Source organism: Candidatus Binataceae bacterium (assembly GCA_035308025.1).
Classification (GTDB): domain Bacteria; phylum Desulfobacterota; class Binatia; order Binatales; family Binataceae; genus JAJPHI01.
The window spans coordinates 49,460-69,258 of record DATGHL010000041.1; the positions used below are offsets into that span (position 1 = coordinate 49,460).

Annotated in this window: 15 protein-coding genes; 12 read left to right on the forward strand and 3 right to left on the reverse strand. The window is 61.5% G+C overall.

Annotated features, from left to right (window positions below):
• Positions 1-26: 26 nt before the first annotated feature.
• The 10 genes from VKS22_12255 (at position 27) to VKS22_12300 (ending at position 11,563) form a co-directional block, all read left to right on the forward strand.
• The gene (locus tag VKS22_12255) at positions 27-1,097 is read left to right on the forward strand and encodes an LLM class flavin-dependent oxidoreductase (protein ID HLW71382.1); all 1,071 of its coding nucleotides are present in this window, start codon (positions 27-29) and stop codon (positions 1,095-1,097) included.
• 273 nt (positions 1,098-1,370) lie between these two features.
• Positions 1,371-2,474 (forward strand): inositol-3-phosphate synthase, encoded by a 1,104-nt coding sequence (locus VKS22_12260; GenBank protein HLW71383.1) that lies wholly within the window; start codon positions 1,371-1,373, stop codon positions 2,472-2,474.
• Between the two features lie 81 nt (positions 2,475-2,555).
• Positions 2,556-3,758 carry a CaiB/BaiF CoA-transferase family protein gene (locus VKS22_12265; protein HLW71384.1) on the forward strand — a complete coding sequence of 401 codons (1,203 nt, stop codon included), beginning with the start codon at positions 2,556-2,558 and terminating at the stop codon, positions 3,756-3,758.
• A gap of 48 nt (positions 3,759-3,806) precedes the next feature.
• Positions 3,807-4,088, forward strand: a complete 282-nt coding sequence (locus tag VKS22_12270) for a hypothetical protein (protein HLW71385.1) — start codon at positions 3,807-3,809, stop codon at positions 4,086-4,088.
• A 67-nt stretch (positions 4,089-4,155) separates the two neighbouring features.
• Positions 4,156-4,791 (forward strand): cob(I)yrinic acid a,c-diamide adenosyltransferase, encoded by a 636-nt coding sequence (locus VKS22_12275; protein HLW71386.1) that lies wholly within the window; start codon positions 4,156-4,158, stop codon positions 4,789-4,791.
• A gap of 124 nt (positions 4,792-4,915) precedes the next feature.
• Positions 4,916-5,611, forward strand: a complete 696-nt coding sequence (locus VKS22_12280) for an MBL fold metallo-hydrolase (GenBank protein HLW71387.1) — start codon at positions 4,916-4,918, stop codon at positions 5,609-5,611.
• Positions 5,612-5,621: 10 nt separating this feature from the next.
• Positions 5,622-7,649, forward strand: a complete 2,028-nt coding sequence (gene ligA, locus VKS22_12285; GenBank protein HLW71388.1) for an NAD-dependent DNA ligase LigA — start codon at positions 5,622-5,624, stop codon at positions 7,647-7,649.
• A gap of 145 nt (positions 7,650-7,794) precedes the next feature.
• Complete coding sequence (locus VKS22_12290) at positions 7,795-9,693, forward strand: 2-oxoacid:acceptor oxidoreductase subunit alpha (protein HLW71389.1); 1,899 nt, start codon at positions 7,795-7,797, stop codon at positions 9,691-9,693.
• A gap of 11 nt (positions 9,694-9,704) precedes the next feature.
• A complete protein-coding gene (locus VKS22_12295; protein HLW71390.1) occupies positions 9,705-10,703 on the forward strand; it encodes a 2-oxoacid:ferredoxin oxidoreductase subunit beta in 999 nt (332 codons plus the stop codon).
• Positions 10,704-10,915: 212 nt separating this feature from the next.
• The gene (locus VKS22_12300; GenBank protein HLW71391.1) at positions 10,916-11,563 is read left to right on the forward strand and encodes a hypothetical protein; all 648 of its coding nucleotides are present in this window, start codon (positions 10,916-10,918) and stop codon (positions 11,561-11,563) included.
• A 390-nt stretch (positions 11,564-11,953) separates the two neighbouring features.
• Here the strand turns inward: VKS22_12300 and VKS22_12305 are convergent, their stop codons facing one another.
• From VKS22_12305 to VKS22_12315, 3 genes are all read right to left on the reverse strand, one after another.
• Entirely contained in the window at positions 11,954-13,798 is a 1,845-nt protein-coding gene (locus VKS22_12305) for a hypothetical protein (GenBank protein ID HLW71392.1), read from the reverse strand.
• Positions 13,799-13,979: 181 nt separating this feature from the next.
• A complete protein-coding gene (locus VKS22_12310) occupies positions 13,980-15,158 on the reverse strand; it encodes an amidohydrolase family protein (GenBank protein HLW71393.1) in 1,179 nt (392 codons plus the stop codon).
• A 93-nt stretch (positions 15,159-15,251) separates the two neighbouring features.
• Positions 15,252-17,147: a serine hydrolase domain-containing protein gene (locus tag VKS22_12315; protein HLW71394.1), complete on the reverse strand. Its 1,896-nt coding sequence runs from the start codon at positions 17,145-17,147 to the stop codon at positions 15,252-15,254.
• Between the two features lie 769 nt (positions 17,148-17,916).
• Between VKS22_12315 and VKS22_12320 the strand changes: the two genes are divergently transcribed.
• Both VKS22_12320 and VKS22_12325 read left to right on the forward strand, forming a co-directional pair.
• A complete protein-coding gene (locus tag VKS22_12320; protein ID HLW71395.1) occupies positions 17,917-19,116 on the forward strand; it encodes a glycosyltransferase family 4 protein in 1,200 nt (399 codons plus the stop codon).
• A partial coding sequence (locus tag VKS22_12325; GenBank protein ID HLW71396.1) for a hypothetical protein occupies positions 19,077-19,799 on the forward strand: 723 nt, incomplete at its 3' end. The genes VKS22_12320 and VKS22_12325, both read left to right, overlap by 40 nt.

The window sequence follows — 19,799 nt, forward strand, 5'->3', positions numbered from 1 at the left end:
AGTTGGCGACCGGGAGTGGAATAGAGATGGAACTGGGCACATTGATCTTTACCAAGCCGCAGCGGGCGATCCGCGATACTCAACGCGCCGAGGAGCGCGGATTTGCGCAGGCGTGGTTTCCTGACTCGCACATGATCTGGGGCGACGCCTACGTCTGTATGGCGTTGGCCGCGGCCAACGCCAAATCGATCAAGCTCGCGACCGGCATCTCGGTGGCCTCGAACCGCATCCCGCCGGTGACGGTGCACTCGATCGCGACGATCAACGAGCTCGCGCCGGGCCGCGTGATGCTCGGCTATGGCACCGGTCACACCGGCCGGCGCGTGATGGGGTTGCCTCCGGTGCGCTTCGCGGATTTTCGCGAGCAAGTCCGGGTGATCCGGGATCTACTCAAAAACGGCGAAGCGATTTACAACACCGAGGGTCTGAGCCGCAAGGTGCGCTATCTCCATCGCGACTTGCGCTTCATCAATCTCGACGGTCCGATTCCGCTGTATGTCGCGGCGAACGCTCCCCGGATGCTCGGGGTGGCCGGGGAGTTCGGCGACGGCATTATCACCAGCGGCGCGATCACTGCCGAGCGCGTCGCTGCGATCTTCCGCCATGCGGAGGAGGGCGCCCGCGCGGCCGGCCGCAAGCTCGACGGTCCGATGCCCTGCATCTCGCTGGCGCATCTCTGCGTCCAGCGCCCCGGCGAGAGCCTCGACTCCCCGCGCATCATGAAGCTGGCCGGTCCCTGGGTCATCACCTGCCTTCATGCGATCGCTGCCGGCTATGCCAAGCCGCGCTCGTTGCCGCCGGACGCCCGTGTGGTTTACGACGAGTATGCAAAGTATCTCGAAACACTCGGAGTTGAGGGCGAGCGCTACCTTGATCTGCATAATGGCCATTGCACCTTCGTGCCCGAGCGCGAGCGCAAGTTCGTCACGGCGGCGACGATTCGTGCGACCACGTTGGTCGCGCCGCGCGAGGAGATTCTCGACCGTTTGCGCCAGCTCGCGGCCGCCGGGCTCAATCAGCTCGTGCTCAATCCGCCGTTCGAGGGCTTTGACGAATTTGTCGACGAAGTCTCGAAGGAAATCATCGCGCGACTCTGATGTGCGCGGCGGCAGTCGTATCAACCTCCAGATACGCGATCTTTCCACAACCGGCAACATCGCCGCGTCAAATGCTCGATCATCGTCCAAGTTACGTCCTGGATAGCTGTCATCGCCTCTTTGGCTTAAAAGCTCAATTGGAAAACTTGACGGAGAATTTACTTTAGGTTCCCGCTCCGTTAAGAATGTCGCGTCGGCATGAATTCGCCAGGAGAGGCGGCGATAGCGGGATAGACGCCGCGATCGTGAGACAGCGGCTGACTCAAGAGGGCGATGTCCAAAATTCGGTTAGCAATCGTCGGGGTAGGTAATTGCGCATCCTCGCTGCTCCAGGGCCTGGAGCACTATAAGCAGGCGTCGGTCGCCGACTTGCAAAAGCCGATTGGGCTGATGCATTACGATTTGGGTGGCTACCGCCCCGCCGACCTCGAAGTCGCCTGCGCCTTCGACGTCGACGCACGCAAGGTCGGACGGCCGCTCGATGAGGCCTGCTTCGCCCTGCCCAATAACACGGTGCGGATCTGGCCGGATTTGCCGCACTGCGGCGTCAACGTCGAGATGGGCGAAATCCACGACGGCATCGCGCCGCACATGGCCAACTACCCACCCGAGCGCACCTTCATCGCAGCCAAGGATCGTCCGGTTGATATTGAAAAGCGCCTGCGCGACAGCGGCGCCGAAGTGATGCTCTGTTATCTGCCGGTCGGCAGCCAGAAGGCGGTCGAGCGCTACGCCCGCGCCTGTCTCGAAACCGGCGTCAGCCTGCTCAATTGCATGCCGGTCTTTATCGTCTCGAATGACAAGTGGGCGGCGGAATTCACCGAGCGCAAAATTCCCGTCGTCGGCGACGACGTCAAGTCGCAACTCGGCTCGACGATTCTCCATCGCGCCATCATGAAACTCTTCGCCGATCGCGGGATCAAGCTCCGCCACACCTATCAGCTCAACACCGGCGGCAACACCGACTTTCTCAACATGCTCGATCGCGCCCGCTTGGGCTCCAAGCGCAAGTCCAAGACCGAAGCGGTGCAGAGCGTGTTGCCCGAGCGGATGCCCGATGTTGACGTGCATATCGGGCCGTCGGATTACATCCCCTGGCAGAACGATAACAAGGTTTGCTTTTTACGCATCGAGGGCGAGGGCTTCGCCGGTATTCCGATCGAACTCGAGCTGCGGATGTCGGTGCAGGATTCACCGAATTCGGGCGGCGTGGTGATCGACGCGATCCGCTGCCTCAAGCTGGCGCGTGATCGCAAAATCGGCGGGCCGCTCTATTCGATCGCGGCCTACACGATGAAGCATCCGCCGCGGCAAATAGCCGACGACATTGCGCGTGATCGCGTCGAGAAGTTTATCAGCGGCGAACTCGAACGCTAACCCAGCGCTCACGCCGGTGAAGCGCGTTTATGCTAGCGTCCGGCTAAGTCATTGCGCTTATTTGATTAAGGAGCACCACCCATGCCCGGCGACGCGCCACTGACCGGTATCAAGGTTCTCGACCTCACCAAGCTTGCCCCCGGACCTCATTGCACGATGATCCTCGGCGACCTCGGCGCGGATATTATTCGTGTGGACGAGCCGGGCCCGCCCTCGGGGCGGCGCGCGCAGCAAGCCGGCGGGGGCGACGTCAAGGCGCCGCGGCCCAGCGCCTCGCCCGCCAATGCGCTCGCGCGCAACAAGCGCTCGATTGCACTTAATCTCAAGAGCGGCCCGGGCAAGGAGATCTATCTCCGCCTCGCCCAGCGCGCCGACGTCGTCGTCGAGGAATTCCGCCCGGGCGTCGCCAAACGCCTCGGCATCGACTATGAAACCCTGTCCTCGCGCAACAAACGCCTCATCTACTGCGCCGTCACCGGCTTCGGTCAGACCGGGCCCTACAAAAACTTCGTTGGCCACGACCTCAACTACATCGCGACTGCCGGCGCGCTCTCCCTGATGGGTCCGACTGACGGCCTGCCCGCGATTCCCTGGAACTGGCTCGCCGACTATGCCGGCGGCGGAATGCACGCGGCGATCGGCGTCCTCGCCGCACTCGTCGCGCGCGGGCAATCCGGCCGCGGCCAGTACGTCGACATCGCGATGCTCGATGGCGTTATGCTGCTGTTGGCGCAGGCGCTCTCTGCCCATTACTCCAGCGGCCGCGTGCCCGCTCGCGGGACTACCGCGATGGACGGCGCCGCGCCGCACTACAGCCGTTACGTTACTGGCGACGGCAAAATCATCACGATCGGCTCGATGGAGCCGTGGTTCTACGCCAACCTCTGCCGCGCGCTCGGCGTCGAGGAGTTCGCCGCCGATCAGAACAACAAGGCCCGGTGGCCGGCGATGCGCGAGCGCTTCACTGCGATCTTCAAGACTAAAACCCGCGACGAATGGTTCGACCTGCTGATCAAGGCCGACATCTGCGTCGGCAAGATGCTCACGCTCGACGAGCTTGAACACGACCCGCAGATTCGCGCCCGCAACATGATCGTCGAAGTACCGACCGCCGACGGCGGCACGGTCAAACAGGTCGGCGTCGCGATGAAGCTCTCGGAGACCCCAGGCTCGATTCGCTCGGTCGCGCCGCAGATGGGCCAGCATACCGACGCCATCCTCGCCGACCTTGGCTACTCGCCCGAGGATGTCACCCGCTGGCGCTCCGACGGCGCAATTAAGTAAACTCCAGAACATCAGCGGAGTCGCGCCGCACGCGGCGGGAGGATCGAGTTGGCGCAAGACACAAGCGCGAGCGGGAATCAGCGTGAGTCGATCGAAAAGACCATCGCTAAAATTCTCCATCGTTACTGCAATTTCGGCTGGGCCAACTACTACATCCCAGGCGAGAAATTTCCCAGCCTGATCGAAGAGCTGGTCGACATCGCGAGCCCCGGCGGCCAGGCCGGTTACGAGGAGATCGTCCAGTTCTTCCTGCGCACGCAGCGGATGGGTTCCGCTCAGGAACGCGCCGCCAAGCTGCTCGAGGAGTTCTCGCTCCAGCGCAAGAGCTGAGCCGCCGCCGAATCCGCCCAAGCGCGAAGCGCCGCGCGCCCTGCTCTGACGCGAAGGATTTTCTCCGATGCCGATTCGTTTGACCCGCATCTACACCCGCACTGGCGACAAGGGGCTGACGGCCTTGGTCGGTGGCGCGCGCGTGCCCAAGGAGTCGGGCCGCCTCGAGGCCTACGGCACCATCGACGAGTTGAACGCCGTCGTCGGTCTCGTGCGCACCTACCTGCCCGACTATCGCGCAGGCTTCGGCAAGGAATTCGATTCGTACGCCGAGATGCTGCGGCGGATTCAGAACGAACTCTTCGACGTTGGCAGCGAACTCGCGACGCCGCCCGACGGCGAGTACGAGGGCATGCATCGAGTTGGCGAGGCCGAGACCAAATTGCTTGAACGCGAAATGGATCGGATGCAGCGCGACCTCGCGCCGCTGAAATCCTTCACCTTGCCGGGCGGCGGCGTGCTCAACGCCTTTCTGCATCAGGCTCGCACCGTCTGCCGGCGCGCCGAACGCGTCTGCTGGGCGGTCAAGCGCGAGGAGCCAATCAGCGACGGGCTAATCGTCTACATCAACCGCCTCAGCGATCATCTCTTCGTGCAATCGCGCTGGGTGGCGAAACTCCTCGCGGAGCCCGAATATCTCTGGGATCGCGGCCTCCGCCTCAGCCCCGAACCGGCGCGGCCCGCAGCGAAGAAGAAAGCGTGAAGTGGTCCGTCATCAATGTCAGTTACAAAATGAGAAGCCTTTTTTGTCATTCTGCGCGTAGCGAAGAATCCCGGCTTCCGCCAAAGCCGCTCATTCCTCCGAGATTTCCCTAGCGAGATCACATATGGATAACCCGGAACAGAAACTTGCGCTCGTCCAGGCGCAGCTCGGACCGATGGCGAATTTCGTCTATATCATCGGCGATCCTTCTACGCACAAAGCGGCCGTGGTCGATCCGGCCTGGGAGGTCGATCGCATAATCGACTATACCAATAAGAAAGGTTACACGATCGAGCAAATACTCATTACGCATTATCATCAGGACCATCTCGGCGGTAATCTGATGGGACAGAGTATTCAAGGCGCGGCCGATATGCTCGCGAAGATCAAGGCCAAAGTTTACGTCAACAAGCATGAGGTCGAGGGCGTCAAGAAAGTTTCCGGCCTCAGCGATTCCGACCTCGTGACGGTCGAGGCCGGCGACGTTTTCAAGGTCGGCAACCTCGAGGTCAAGTTCATCCATACTCCCGGCCATACGCCCGGCTCGCAGTGCTTTCTCGTCGACGGCAATTTGATTTCGGGCGATACCCTGTTCGTCAACTCCTGCGGACGCGTGGATCTGCCGGGCGCAAATCCCGCAGATATGTACCACAGCCTCAATCACACGTTGAAGAATCTCGACGACGCCACAGTAGTTTATCCCGGCCACGCCTATTCCTCCGAATCGAGCACGACGATCGCCGAGCAGAAGCGTCACAATATGTATATGCGCTTCGACAACCTTGAGGACTTCCTCAGCGCGATGGGCTACAGCCGCTGACGCTTCTGCGATGACCCGGCAGCCGTCCAATCCCGCAGCCGAGGCTGAGCGGCTGCGCGAACAGATCCGCCAGCACAATTATCGCTACTACGTCCTCGACGATCCCGCAGTCACCGACGCCGAATACGACCTGCTGATGCGCCGGCTCGAGACCCTCGAGCGCGAGCATCCGGAGCTGCTGACCAGCGACTCGCCGACGCAGCGTGTCGGCGCCGCGCCGAGTGACAAGTTCGCCGTCGTGGTCCATCGCCAGATGATGCTCTCCCTGGCCAACGCGATGGACGCCGCCGAGATGATCGAGTTCGATCAGCGCATCAAGCGCTTTCTCAGGGACGACACTGAGATTGAGTATGTCGCCGAGGTCAAGCTCGACGGCCTCGCGATTGAGCTGGTCTACGAAGACGGCCGCCTGCTGACCGGCTCGACGCGCGGCGACGGCCTCAACGGCGAGGACGTCACGCAGAATATCCGCACGATCAAGAGTATCCCGCTGCGCCTGCTCAAACCCCGCGATCGCGCCATCCCCAAGCTGCTCGAAGTGCGCGGCGAAGTGATCTTCCCACGCCGCGGCTTTGCCCGGCTCAACGAGGAGCGCGTCGCCGCCGGCGAGCCGCCCTTCGCCAATCCGCGCAATGCCGCGGCGGGTTCGCTGCGCCAGCTCGATCCGAAAATCACCGCGTCCCGCCCGCTCGAGATTTTCTGCCATTCGCCCGGCGTGATCGAGGGCGTAAGCTTCCCGAGCCAATGGGACTTTCTCGAGGGGCTGCGCGAGTTCGGCCTGCGCATCAATCCGCTGTCGCGGCGATGCTGCGGTGTTCAGGAAGTGCTCGCCTACTGGGACGATCTAACCGAGCGGCGTCACTCGCTCGATTACGAGGCCGACGGCGTCGTCGCGAAAGTTAATTCAGTCGAATTGCAAAATCGTCTCGGCGAAGTCTCGCGCTCTCCCCGCTGGGCCGTCGCCTACAAGTTCAAGGCCCAGCAGGCCGAGACCCGCGTGCGCGAAATCAGCGTCCAGGTCGGGCGCATCGGCTCGCTGACGCCGGTGGCCAAGCTCGAACCGGTCCAGTTGGCCGGCGTCACGATCTCCAACGCCTCCCTGCACAACCTCGACGAGATCCGCCGCAAGGACGTGCGGGTTGGCGACACCGTCCTCATCGAAAGAGCCGGCGATGTGATTCCTTATGTGGTCCGCGTTACGCAGCCCGCCGAGCCGCGCCGCGCCAAATTCGCGATGCCCGCCCACTGTCCGAATTGCGGCGCTGCGATTGTTCATGAGGAAGGCGAGGTCGGTTATTTCTGCGTCAACGCGAACTGTCCGGCGCGGATGCGCGAATCGATTCGTCACTTCGCTTCCAAGGCCGCGCTCGATATCGACGGGCTTGGCGACAAGTTGGTCGCGCAGCTGGTCGAGAGCGGCCTGGTCAAGGAACTCGACGACCTCTACAAGATCGAAAAACCTAAACTGCTCCAACTGGAACGGATGGCAGATAAAAGTGCGGAAAATATCCTCGCGGCGATCGAACGATCCAAGCATGCGACGCTGGACCGCCTGATTAACGGCCTCGGTATCCGCCACGTCGGCGAGAGCACCGCGCGCGCGCTGGCACAGCGCTTCGGCGCGATCACCGCGCTGATGGACGCCACCGAAGACGAGCTCACCGCCGTGCGCGATGTCGGCGGCGAGGTCGCGCGCAGTATCCGCGAGTACTTCGACGAGCCGCGTAATCGCCAAACCGTCGAGCGGCTGGCGAAGGTGCTGCAGATCGCGCCGCCGCCCGCGCCCGCCACCGGCCTCGCCGCAATTCGCGACAAAACCTTCGTCCTGACCGGCACGCTCGAGTCGATGACGCGCGACGAAGCCCAGCGCCGCATCCTCGCCGCCGGCGGCCGCGTCACCGCGACGGTCAGCCGCAAAACCGATTTTGTCGTTGCCGGCGTCGAGGCAGGCTCAAAGCTTACCAAGGCCGTCGAGCTCGGAGTCAAGACCCTCGACGAGGCGCAATTCGCCCGCCTGCTCGTCGGCGAGAGTGCGTGAGCCTGTGGCCGCCCCGGATGCAATCGCTGACCCTTTTTTATACAGTGAGCATTAGCTATAGTTTTTTCCCGACGGTTGAATTTTCATCCCGCTGTATGCGGAGACCAGCGCCAGCCCACGGGCGGTGCAAGGAGTGTTGAATCGGATGGCTCTACCACCGGAGGCGGCCGGAGCGACGGCCGGATCCTCGGCTCTAGGCGGCGGCGCAGCGCCAAAAAAGGGCGAAAGCCGCGACAGCGTCGTCGTGCGTTTCGCCGGCGACTCGGGCGATGGCATGCAGTTGGCCGGGATGCAGTTTACCGCAGAATCTGCGATGGCCGGCAACGACATCGCGACGCTGCCGGACTTTCCCGCCGAAATCCGCGCTCCCGCCGGCACCATCGCCGGCGTCAGCGGCTTCCAGGTCAATTTTTCCAGCAACGAGGTCTTTACCGCCGGCGACGAGCCGACCGTCTTGGTCGCGATGAATCCCGCCGCGCTCAAGGCCAACCTCGATGACGTCCCGCCCAACGGCGTGATTATCGTCGATCGCGAAGCCTTCAACGACGCCAACGTCAAGCGCGCCGGCTACGCCAAAAATCCGCTCAACGATCATTCGCTCGACAAGTACCAGCTCTTTCAGGTCGAGGTCACCAAGCTCACGACCAACGCCTTGCACGATACCGGCCTCAACAACCGCGCCGTCTTTCGCTGCCGCAATCTCTTTGTCCTTGGCATGATTTCATGGCTCTATCAGCGGCCGGTCGAGAGCACGGAGAAATGGCTCGAAGGGCGTTTCAAGAAGACTCCCGAGCTGCTTGCGGCGAATCTGAAAGCGCTCAAGGCGGGCTACCACTATGGCGAGACCACCGAGATGTTCGCTAGCTCGTATCAGGTCGCGCCGGCCCGGATTGCGCCCGGGGTCTATCGCAATATCACCGGCAATACGGCCACCGCGCTAGGTTTTGTCGCGGCCTCGGTCAAGTCCGGCCGCCCACTCTTTCTCGGTTCCTATCCAATCACCCCGGCCAGCGACATCCTGCACGATCTCGCCGGCTTCAAGAACTTCCCGATCTATACGTTTCAGGCTGAGGACGAGATCGCGGGCGTCAGCTCAGCGATCGGCGCGGCCTTCGGCGGCGCGATCGGCATTACCACCACCTCGGGCCCCGGCATGAATCTCAAGGCCGAGGCGATCGGCCTCGCGGTCAAAACCGAGCTGCCTCTCATCATCACCGATATTCAGCGCGCCGGCCCCTCCACCGGGATGCCGACCAAGCCCGAGCAGGCCGACCTCCTGATGGCCATGTACGGGCGCCACGGCGAGTCGCCGATCCCGATTATCGCGGCCTCCACGCCCGCCGATTGTTTTGACTGCGCCTACGAAGCGGCGCGCATCGCAATCAAGTACATGACGCCGGTGATTCTGATGACCGACGGCCAGCTCGCCAACGGCGCCGAACCCTGGCTGCTTCCCGATGTCGACAAGCTGCCGGAAATCAAAGTTGAATTTCGCACCGACCCCGAGGGCTTTCTTCCCTACCTGCGCGACCCCGAAACCCTCTCGCGGCCATGGGCGATTCCCGGCACCCCCGGACTCGAACATCGCATCGGCGGCATTTCCGGCGAGGACCAGACCGGCAACATCAGCTACTCGCCCGCCAACAACGAACTGATGGTGCGCACGCGCGCGCGCAAAATCGCCGGCATCGCGCGCGAAGTTCCACCCACCGAAATCTTCGGCGACCCCGACGGCGGTGACTTCGTGATGCTCGGCTGGGGTTCCACCTACGGCTCGATTCGCGAAGCCGTCAAGCAATTGCGCGCCAAGGGCAAGCGCGTCTCCCATATCCATCTGCGCTATCTCAATCCGCTGCCCGCGGACCTCGGCAAGCAGTTGCGCAAGTTCAAAAAAGTCATGGTCGCCGAGATGAACATGGGTCAGTTGCTGCGGATGATCCGCGCCGATTATCTGATCGACGCGATCGGCTGCAACAAAATCCAGGGTCGTCCATTCAAGGTCAGCGAACTCAATAACCGAATTTCCCGGGCCCTCGAGGCCTGAAGAGAGAAAATATGGCTACCGCTCTCACACGTAAGGATTTTGTCTCTGACCAGGAAGTGCGCTGGTGCCCCGGATGCGGCGATTACGCCATCCTCGCCCAGGTCCAGAAGATGATGCCCGAGTTCGGTATCCCGCGCGAAAAAACCGTCTTCATCTCCGGTATCGGCTGCTCCAGCCGCTTCCCCTACTACATGAATACCTACGGCTTCCACACGATTCACGGCCGCGCTCCGGCCTTCGCCACCGGCCTTAAGGTCAGCCGTCCGGAGCTCGACGTCTGGGTCGTCACCGGCGACGGCGACGGCCTCTCGATCGGCGGCAATCATCTGATCCACTGCCTGCGGCGCAACCTCGACGTGAAGATTCTGCTCTTCAACAACAAGATCTACGGCCTGACCAAGGGGCAATACTCGCCCACCTCCGAAGTCGGCAAGGTGACCAAGTCGACGCCGGCAGGCTCGGTCGATTTCCCCTTCAATCCGATCACCGTCGCGCTCGGCACTCACGCGAGCTTCGTCTGCCGCACCGTCGATGTCGAACAGAAGCACCTCGGCGCGATGCTCCAGCGGGCGCACGCCCATCGCGGCGCTTCCTTCATGGAGATTCTGCAGAACTGCAACATCTTCAATGACGGCGCCTTCAACGACGTCACTGACAAGGCCATCAAGGCCGACCATCAACTGGTGCTGGAAAATGGCAAGCCGCTGATCTTCGGCAAAAATCGCGACAAGGGCATCCGCATGAACGGGCAGCGGCCCGAGGTCGTCGCGCTCGGCAATGGCGTCACCGAAGCTGATCTCGTTGTCCATGACGAGAGCAACCTGTCACTTGCCTTTATGCTCGGAAATTTCGAGCCACCGCTGCCGACTCCGCTCGGCGTCTTCTATGCGACCTCGCGGCCGACCTACGACGGCGCGATGAACCTGCAGCTCGAAGAAGCCCGCGCCAAGCAAGGCCCCGGCGATCTAAAAGCCCTGCTTGCCCGCGGCGACGTCTGGACCGTGAAGTAACTAGTTCGCTGAGTCATTAGCAGCAACGGCTCGGGCGCCATCGCGCTCGGGCCGTTCGCGTTTTTCCATAATTCCGCTCTCTTAGCCCCATCCTCGGAGCCTTATATTCGGGCCGCTGTGCGTTTGCACCGAAAGCCTGAGGGCCAGAGGTTGACAAGAATGTCGGAACATTCTAGGATTCTCTCTGACATTCTCGTTTTAGAGGCGGAACAATGAAGTTAATTGAAATCGATGATCAGCTTTATGACTTTCTGGTCGCGCGCCAGCAGCGCTTCAACGAAAGCCCGACAGAAGTAATCTGGCGCGAATTGAAGAGTGGCGAGATGAGCAGCCGAACTTCGACACAAGGGCAAAACGGGGCTTACATCGATGTAGCTAGAGATCCACTGGGAGATGACATAAGCGCAGCTCTGGAGGATTTCCTGGGGTCCAGCGAAAAGATGCGAGTCAGAGACGTCAAAAGCCGGTTTCTCGAGATCCTATCCTGGATTGCGCAAAACAATCCACGATTATTCGCAGAGGCCGCTGTACCCGCTATGAACAACCGGGCCAGCAGGCGGAAGTATATCTCCACGAGCAAACGCGAACTCGAAGAAGCAGGAAAAAGCGCGAACGTACATCCGATTCCCGGCACAGAATATTGGTTCGATACTCGGAATTCCACGTCACGCAAGAAGGAAATTCTCGCGGAGGCTCTTGGAGCCCTTGGTTTTGGACCCGATAGCGTGAGGACCGCCTGCGGCATGCTCGGCTCGACCATTTCTGACGAAGCAGTCGGTACCTCGGGGATGAGGAAGCGGGGGCGCTTCGATCGCGTGCAGCACGCGAGTTTTGACAATCTCAGTGATGATGACGAGTAAACGTACAAAGCGCGAGGAGAATGTGATGTTACAGGACGAACAGGTGTTGGATATCGTTCGACTTCAGTTGCCGGGTATTTTGGAGGTCTATCGAAAGAAAGACTTCTTGTTGTGGCGGAACGCGAAAGATGGGAGCGCTCAAGAGGTGTCGTTGGAAGTTCTCGATGCTGGTCCTAACTTCGATTCTGAGCGGCGATTCACGTGCGTCGCGAGGACCTCCAATGGCAGATCAGCGAAGGGTAACTCTGCCCGAACAGTTGAGACGGCGTTGGCTTTAGTGCACTGGTGGGATCTAGATTGATCTTGACGGATTGGTCATCGTTTGAAAACGCAGCGAGCGGCCCGCGAGCATCGCTCGCGGGCCGCTGGACATTGCGGATTCGAGCGGCCTTACGGCGCGCAGACCGCGTGCCCACGTTTGAGGCAGGCTTGCAGTGGCGTCAGGACTGGGTGCGCTAGTCCCAGGAACTCAATTGCAGATGATGAACCGCCCACCCAGACGTTGCCGGCGGCATCGAGCACGATCGACCCGAGATTTTGGTTCGACGCTGCTGTTAAGCTGAGCCCGCGTTGGTAACCGCTTGCAGCAGTGAGTTCGCTCAGATTTCCCGAAGCGTTCGTTGCGAAGACGTTAGCCGCGGAATCGAGCGCGATAGTGGTCGTGAAGGCATATCCGCCTGTGAGACCTGCGCCGACGGGAGCGAAGCTCAGAACGCCGGCATATTCGCTGGCCGCGGTGAACTCGACGACACTGTTGTCTGTCTGCCCGAAGAGATTCCCGCCGGCGTCCAGCGCCACTGCCGTAATCGACTGGCTCGCGCAGCCGGCACAGGGCTCGTGCAGGACCGTCGCGTAATTGGAGGCGTTCGTGAATATGCTCACGCCGCTCGTGACGTGACCGAGGGGGGCCGCATTCGGCACGAAAATGTCCCCCGCCGCATCCAGCACCGGCGGCTCGCTGGGCACATAGTCTGTGTTGGAATCAACCAGGTTAGCGGCGGTGGCGTAACCGCTCGACGCGGTCAACTCGCTAATGGCGCCGGAGCTGTCAAGCACAAAAAGGTTGTCTGAAATATCCAACGCTATGCCGTATGGGGCATTTAGACCCGAGGGTTGGAAAAGAGACCCGGCACTGTAGTTACTTACCTTGGTGAGCTCGCTCACGCCGGTGTCGGCGTGATCTGTCGCAAAAATATTGCCGGCCGTGTCGAGGGCAACGAAAAAGTCCTCGAACAGACCGGCCGTCGACGGGCGGAGCTTCAAAATTGTTCGATAACTGTTGGCAGCCGTAAGCTCAAAGACCACGCTGCCCGCAGCGTTAAAAACGTTGCCTGCGCCGTCGATCGCTAATCCCAACGCCTCATTCGCCCCCAAAGCTAGCGCGATTTCGAAACCATCGGGAGCTGCCGCGAGCGTCGGCTGGTAAGGACGAGTCGCCAGTAACGCCTGAATGTCGAACAAAGCTTTAACGTTAGACGAGGGATTCGCCGCCATCGCGTACGCCGCCGCCAGCGTGTTCCCCGACGTGCCGGTATCAGCGAATAACTCGCTGCAGGCCGTTGAGTTCGGCCCCGCACCGCCCGCACATGCGGCGATGATGTCGGCGAGCGTGTCGGACCGTTCGAGGCTGTTGCAATTTTCCACCGGATTCGTTGAACAAGCGTCTGCCGCAGGCAAGAACCTTGACGGTCCGCCGCTAATCGAATAGCCCCGGCTGACCTCGACCGCGACGAGGTTGTAGTAACTCTTGTACGCAAGTGCCAGCCCAGCGGCATTGGTCGCTGACGAACCGATAATCTCACCGCTCGCATCAATAAATTGCGTGAGCGCCCACTCGGTCCCCACGGTGGTTCGCTCGTTCAGGTTTATGCTGGCCGTTGACCGGATATTTCCGCATGGTCCGATGGCTGCAATTAAACCGATAGCGGGATTGCTCAACCCTTTCACGCTTCCGCCGGTCGCGGCGACGTAGGTCAAGACGCTGCTGGACGGGCAGGTGTAGTTGACGGTGTAGTTCCCGCCGGTCGCGCTCGCCGTGGCGTCAAGCACCGTTGCGCCGGCGCCATATCCGGTATTTCCGACGGCATACAGCGTCACGGTTGCGCCCGCCACCGCTCCTCCGTCGGCTAGAACTTTTCCCGTGAACGACGCCGCATTGGCCGTACCAATGCACGTCTGTCCCAAAGTTATGATTGTTGTCAATACAATCGCCAATACAAGCAAAGATGACTTCATATGAGCCTTTTCCCCGAAATTTAGTTCTTACTAGCAGCCAAAGAAGGCAGCGTCAATATTGACCGAACAGAATTGCACTGAAACTCGTATCGTCCGGTGTGAGTGCCGGACGCGGCGGCAATTGAAAACGGCTCGCGAGCGATGCCGCGAGCCGTTGCGCTTCAAGTCGTATTTCGCGCAATCAAACTGACAGATTGTAGACCTTGCGCAGATTATCGCCGAGGACGTCGCGCCGCTGCTGCGCATCCGGGATTTTGTCGCCGAAGTGCTCCAGCTCCTCGATATAGTTGCCGGTGTGATCGGGATGGGGAAAATCAGTCGCCCAGAAAAAGCGCTCACTGCCGCATAGATCGACCATCGCCGGCAGCGACTTCTCGTCCGGATCCGCCGAGACCCATACATTGCGCTGGAAGTAGTAGCTCGGCTTCTCCTTGAGCGGCACCCCGCGCCCCGTGACGCTGTCGTAGACTGCGTCCATCCGATCCAGCCAGTATTGAATCCAGCCCGCGCCGACTTCGAGAATCACAATCTTGAGCTTCGGAAATTTGTCGAAGGTCCCGTACTGCATGAAACTCGCGAGCGCATGGCGCGTCGCATCCGAGGCCGTGATGCTGAGGAACCAATGCTGCTTGCGAATGTACTCCCGGTCGTACCGCCCGGGCCAGCACCATTGCGGCTCGAGCGAAACGTGGATGCCCAGCGGGACATCGAGTTCCTGCGCTTTGGCGAACAGTGGATCATGGTCCGGATGGGCGTGCGGCTTGCGCGTCGGCACGAACTGCACAACCCAGCCGCCCTTGTGACCGGCCTTGACCGCGCGCTCAAGCTCGACTGCGGCCGCCGCCGGATCCGTCAGCGACAGATGCGCGACCGGAATCAGCCGTCCGCGGCTGCCCGCACTCCAATCTACGGCCCAGCGGTTGTAGGCCCGGCACATCGCCTGTGAATACTCGACCTCGTTGGTGTCAGTCTCCCAGGTCAGCGCCAGGCTCGGGTAGATAATCGCAGCGTCGAGCCCTTCGAGGTCGAGGCGCTTGATCCGGTCATTGGCGTCGCAGGCGCCCAGCGGAACTTTCGTGCCATAGCGCGTGCGCCGATCAAAGTCGCCCCCGGAATTACGCGTGATCTGGCCCATCTGCGCCAGCGTGCCGAAGGCCCCGCCGCGGCTCACCCGCGAGGGTTCGCCGTTGACTTCCAGATACTCGAGCCCGGCCTCGTCGACCTTGAGCCGTACAGCCTTCTCGCGATATTTCGCCTCGCAGTATTCCTCCCAGCAGTTCGCGGCCTCCAGGATGTGGCCGTCGGCGTCGATCGCTCCGGGATATTTAAGCTTGCGGATTTTTTCCTCGACTTGCGCCATTTTCTGTGCCTCGATTCGAGTTGGGATTTCGTAACCTGGCCGCTCCCTAGTATTTTCGTGCGCGGCGCGACGGTCAAGCTGATCGCTGAATTGTTAACCGACCCAGAACTTGTAGCCGATCACGCCCCAACTGGCCAGATAGGCTGTCATCAAAGCGAACGTTGTCGCCACCGTCGTCCAATAAATTCGTCCCGAGGTCGCGCTCGCGCGCACGCGCAGCATGATCAGCGCGAGCACAAACCCGCCCGCCGAGAGCATCGCGGAGGCCCAGCCGCCGACGAAGAAGGCGAGCGTGCGCGCATTGAAGTAGGCCACTCGAGAACCACCCGACGCCGCGATCTTATTGCAGACGAGCAGGCAGCCGGCCGCCGGCGCCAGCGCCAGGCCCACCAGCTCGTAGCCCCGGCCCAGGCCGCCGGTGAAGAGCGCGGCGGCCAGCCACAACAGCGCCGCCGGCGGCGCCGTCAGGATCACGACCAGCGCCCCGCGCACCAGCCACAGTCGGATGAGCGGCCACGCGCTGGTCGTTCTGCGGTAGCCGGCGCCCTCGGACTGCACCATCCGCGCGCCGCCGGCACCCGCGAAGAAGAAGATAGACGGCGTCTCTTCGTCGGCCAAACGGAACTGCCCCTCGGCCAGCGGAATCAGGAGCTGCGCCGGCTTTCCCACCGATCGCTGGTAAAGCCTGCCCTCGTGTTGATAGACGCTGACCGCGCCGTAGATCGCGTCGAGCATCGGGAGCGCGGCCTGCCCCGGCGTCACCAGCTCGTAGCGGCCCGTGAAGCGCTCAACGCCGTCGAGCTTGAGGGCGGGACGTGCGGCCGGTGGCGAGTCCTCCGGGAGACCCTGCAGGAGATAATCCATCAGCAACCGGCGCAGCGCCGTCATCGCGCGATAGGCCCCAGCGTCTTGGCCGTTGATCGCGAAGAAGTACCCAACTCCGGCCGAAGGCACGTATTCGTAGGCCGACAGGTAGCCCTCGATCCCGCCCTCGTTGTTATAGACGCGGCGGCCGCGATCGAGTTCCGCGCCCATCCCCAGCGCATAGCCGAACTCCTCGCCGGCGCGCGCCATGGCTGAGCTGTGCGGGGTTTGCATCTGCGCGACGGACTCCGGGCTGAGGATTTTTCGGCCGTCGAGAGTCCCGCCGTCGAGCAACATGCGGACGAATCGCGCCATCTCCGCCGGCGACGAGATCAGTGCGGTCGCCGCCGCGGGATAGACCGGCTGGTAGGCCACCGCCCGGTGCCCGGCGCGAACATAACCCACCGCCATTCGCGCCGCGATACTCGGCGTCAGCGTGTCGGCGGTTTCGTTCATGCCGAGCGGCATCAGCAGTTCGCGCCGCAGATACTCGTCGTAGGGCAGGCCGCTGACCTTTTGAATCAGATATCCGGCCGCCACGTAGCCGGGATTTGAGTATGAGAAAAACTCGCCCGGCCGCCACCATGAGCGGCGAAGCTCGGGAAAGCGATCGTAGAATTCGACCGCGGACAAAGCCGCTCCACGCGTGTCGAAGTTGAAGAACTGGGCCGGGGTGCAGTCGCGCAAGCCGGCCGTATGCTCGAGCAGTTCCGCAACCGTTACCGGCGCCTGCGCCGCCCACGGATTTTCCAGCCCGAGCTCGGGCGCCAGCCGTGACGCGGCGTCGTCCAGCCGGATTTCCCCCCGCTCCTGCAATTGCATTATCGCGGCCGCGATCAGGCTCTTTTCGATTGAACCGACCCGAAAGAAAGTATCTGCCGTGACCGCCCGCCCGCTCGCCGCATCCGCGACGCCAACCCCGCCGCTCCAGATGACGCCCTCGCGATCGACCAGCGCCACACCCGCGCCGGGGACCTGCACGGCCGCGATTGTCGCCGCGATCTCCTGGCGCAATTGGCTGAGTGTGATCCGCTGGCCGCGACCGCTGCGCGAGGCGCCGACCCGCGCGGTCTGTCCGTGCCCTGAAATCGTCGTCAGCAGCAGCGTCAACAGCGGGAAAATCACCGGCGATAGTACAGCTCGAGCGCTACGCCTACAACGCCCATAACGCAAACCGCCAGTCCGACCGCAGGATTTGCCGGCGAATCCTTTGCGCCAGTGGGGCATAAGCAGATTCTACTATCTTCACTCCGCGGACTCGCTCAGAATGAGTTTGCTACTGCCACTGGCGCCCAGACCCTTCTGTCATTCTCGTATCCGCCGTTGCGCACTCCCGCATAATCGTCTCGCTACTTAGAGTAGCCTTAGGCTATCTTGTCATGCTAAGCGCCGGGGCGGGCCAGCGGAAGGAGCGCAGGATCCTTCCCGTAGACGCCATGCAGAATGCGCTGGCCTGACCTGTGCCCAGCTTCCCTGAGGAACGGGTGGTCGCAATCGTCAAAAAGCCTTATCGAAACATCGCATCCAGCCTGCGGTCGGACTTAACTGCAATCTGACCTTTCAATCGCGATCAACCAATCGTTCATCAAATCTAATCCCGTCCGATTAAGTGAATCTCAGTGCGGCTCAAGGATCGGAGTCAAACTAAAACTAATTAAGCCTATGTAATGAGATGTAAATCTATCTACTTCTATAGGAATTGAAATTATTACATGTCTAACAATTCTTTTAGAGGTTATAACACAAAAATCGATAAACAAATATCTTCTTTCTGACTTGCACTCGCACGCCCCGCTGTGTTCATATTTGGCGCTAAGTTCAGCAACCGGTCGCCTGGTTTATGCGGATAGCCTATTTAGTCAGCGAATATCCGGCAGTCTCCCACACTTTCATCTTGCGGGAGGCAGCCGCACTGCGACGTATGGACTTTCACGTCAAAATCGCCTCAATCAATCCGCCGAAGCAGCCGCTCGCCCGGATGACGGTCGAGGAGCGGGAGGAGGCGGCCGCGACCTTTTATGTCAAAAGCGCAAGCTTGAATCAAATTGCGCGTTCCCATCTCATGACCTTGATGCGAACCCCAGGGACCTATCTGAGCGGGTTGCGCTTCGCGCTCGCGCTCGGCGGCCTGGACTTGCGCCGGATACTCTTCGGGTTCTTCTACTTCGTCGAGGCCGTGATGATCGGTCGCTGGATGGAAGCCGAGGAGCTGCGCCATCTGCATGTTCATTTCGCCAACGCCGCGGCGACCGTCGCACTCATCGCCGCGCGCATTTTTCCCATCAAGTTTTCGCTCACGGTGCATGGTCCGGACGAGTTTTACGACACCGCCGGGACGCTCTTGAAAGAGAAAATCGCCGCGGCCTCGCTGATTTGTTGCATCGGCTATTTTGCCCGCAGTCAACTGATGAAACTGGCGCCGTTCGAACATTGGGACAAACTCGAGGTGGTGCCGCTGGGGGTAAATCCGGAGTTCTTTACCCCCGTCAGCCGCGAGACCGCCGAGCGCTGCGAGATTCTTTGCGTCGGGCGTCTGGTCCCCGCCAAAGGGCAACACATTCTGCTGGCGGCTTTCGCCGAGCTGGTACGCCGCGGCCACGCAGTGCGGCTGCGCCTGGTCGGCGAGGGCCCCGATCGCGCAAGCCTCGAGCGCGCCGTCGCCGCCGCCGGTCTGGGCGAGCAGGTGATCTTCGCCGGCGCGCTCAACCAGGACCAGGTCCGACAACTCTATCGGACCGCTGACCTCTTCGCCCTCGCCAGCTTTGCCGAGGGCATTCCAGTGGTGCTGATGGAGGCGATGGCGATGGCGATTCCCTGTGTCAGCACCTTCGTCGCCGGGATTCCCGAGCTCATCGTCAGTGAACGTGACGGCATTCTCGTGATGCCGTCGGATGTTCAGGCCTTGACCGCGGCGCTTGAGCGCCTGCTGCGTGATCCGGAACTGCGTCGCCGTTTCGGCGCCGCCGGACGTCAGCGGGTTCTGGAGAAATACGATCTGAATCACAACATACGACATCTCGCACAAATTTTCAGCAGACGATTGGGGGAGTTAGAATGCGGCATTGGGGAAATTTCCGAACGCCGACAGCCTTAGCTGTCACGGCCCTCTTAACGCTCGCGCGTCTCGGCACGGCCCGAGCACGGCAGTCGGCGGCGCCGAGCGCATCTATACGCGGTGGAACTCCGGCAACTCTGACCATCAGCTCATCCGCAAGAATCTCGAATCTGCCGCGGATCGGCGTCAATCTGTCGCCGTGGACCTACTACGGGGCCGAGCAGTACCAGTCGAATATTGTGCTGAATCCGGGTTTCGAGCCGATTATTGACCGTGCGCTGGTGAGCGTCGGCGCCGCCGGCGCTCTCGGCTTCAACAACAGCGGCACTTGGCCGGCTTACGCCGATAATTTCTGGGCCAATGCCGCCTTCGAAGTGCTGACCGGACAATCGGCCGGAGTCACCGGCAACATCGCCAGCTCACAGATGAGCGGATGGAATGGCTTGCCGTGGTTTGAGACAGTCGGCAATGCGCCCGCCGTGGCGGCGGGCGACGTGATTTCGCTGACCCGGAGCGAAGCCTCGGGCGGTTTCCTGGCGAGCTGGTGGTGGCCGGCGAGCTCGAACAACCAAATCTCGATCAACACCGCCGACGCCCGCCCGGGCAGTCCAGGGATTTCGTCGGGCCAGTTGAAGCTCCAGGCCTACCAGAACACCGAGATCGACGAATACTGGGACACGCTGCCCAACACCATCCCGGGCGGCAAGTTCCTGCCCATCAAT

What these genes read in the sequence shown, in the direction of transcription:
- VKS22_12255 (HLW71382.1), top strand. Translation starts at nt 27, where the DNA reads ATGGAACTGGGCACATTGATCTTTACCAAGCCGCAGCGGGCGATCCGC.
- VKS22_12260 (HLW71383.1), top strand. Translation starts at nt 1,371, where the DNA reads ATGTCCAAAATTCGGTTAGCAATCGTCGGGGTAGGTAATTGCGCATCC.
- VKS22_12265 (HLW71384.1), top strand. Translation starts at nt 2,556, where the DNA reads ATGCCCGGCGACGCGCCACTGACCGGTATCAAGGTTCTCGACCTCACC.
- VKS22_12275 (HLW71386.1), top strand. Translation starts at nt 4,156, where the DNA reads ATGCCGATTCGTTTGACCCGCATCTACACCCGCACTGGCGACAAGGGG.
- VKS22_12280 (HLW71387.1), top strand. Translation starts at nt 4,916, where the DNA reads ATGGATAACCCGGAACAGAAACTTGCGCTCGTCCAGGCGCAGCTCGGA.
- ligA (HLW71388.1), top strand. Translation starts at nt 5,622, where the DNA reads ATGACCCGGCAGCCGTCCAATCCCGCAGCCGAGGCTGAGCGGCTGCGC.
- VKS22_12290 (HLW71389.1), top strand. Translation starts at nt 7,795, where the DNA reads ATGGCTCTACCACCGGAGGCGGCCGGAGCGACGGCCGGATCCTCGGCT.
- VKS22_12295 (HLW71390.1), top strand. Translation starts at nt 9,705, where the DNA reads ATGGCTACCGCTCTCACACGTAAGGATTTTGTCTCTGACCAGGAAGTG.
- VKS22_12300 (HLW71391.1), top strand. Translation starts at nt 10,916, where the DNA reads ATGAAGTTAATTGAAATCGATGATCAGCTTTATGACTTTCTGGTCGCG.
- VKS22_12305 (HLW71392.1), bottom strand. Translation starts at nt 13,798, where the DNA reads ATGAAGTCATCTTTGCTTGTATTGGCGATTGTATTGACAACAATCATA.
- VKS22_12310 (HLW71393.1), bottom strand. Translation starts at nt 15,158, where the DNA reads ATGGCGCAAGTCGAGGAAAAAATCCGCAAGCTTAAATATCCCGGAGCG.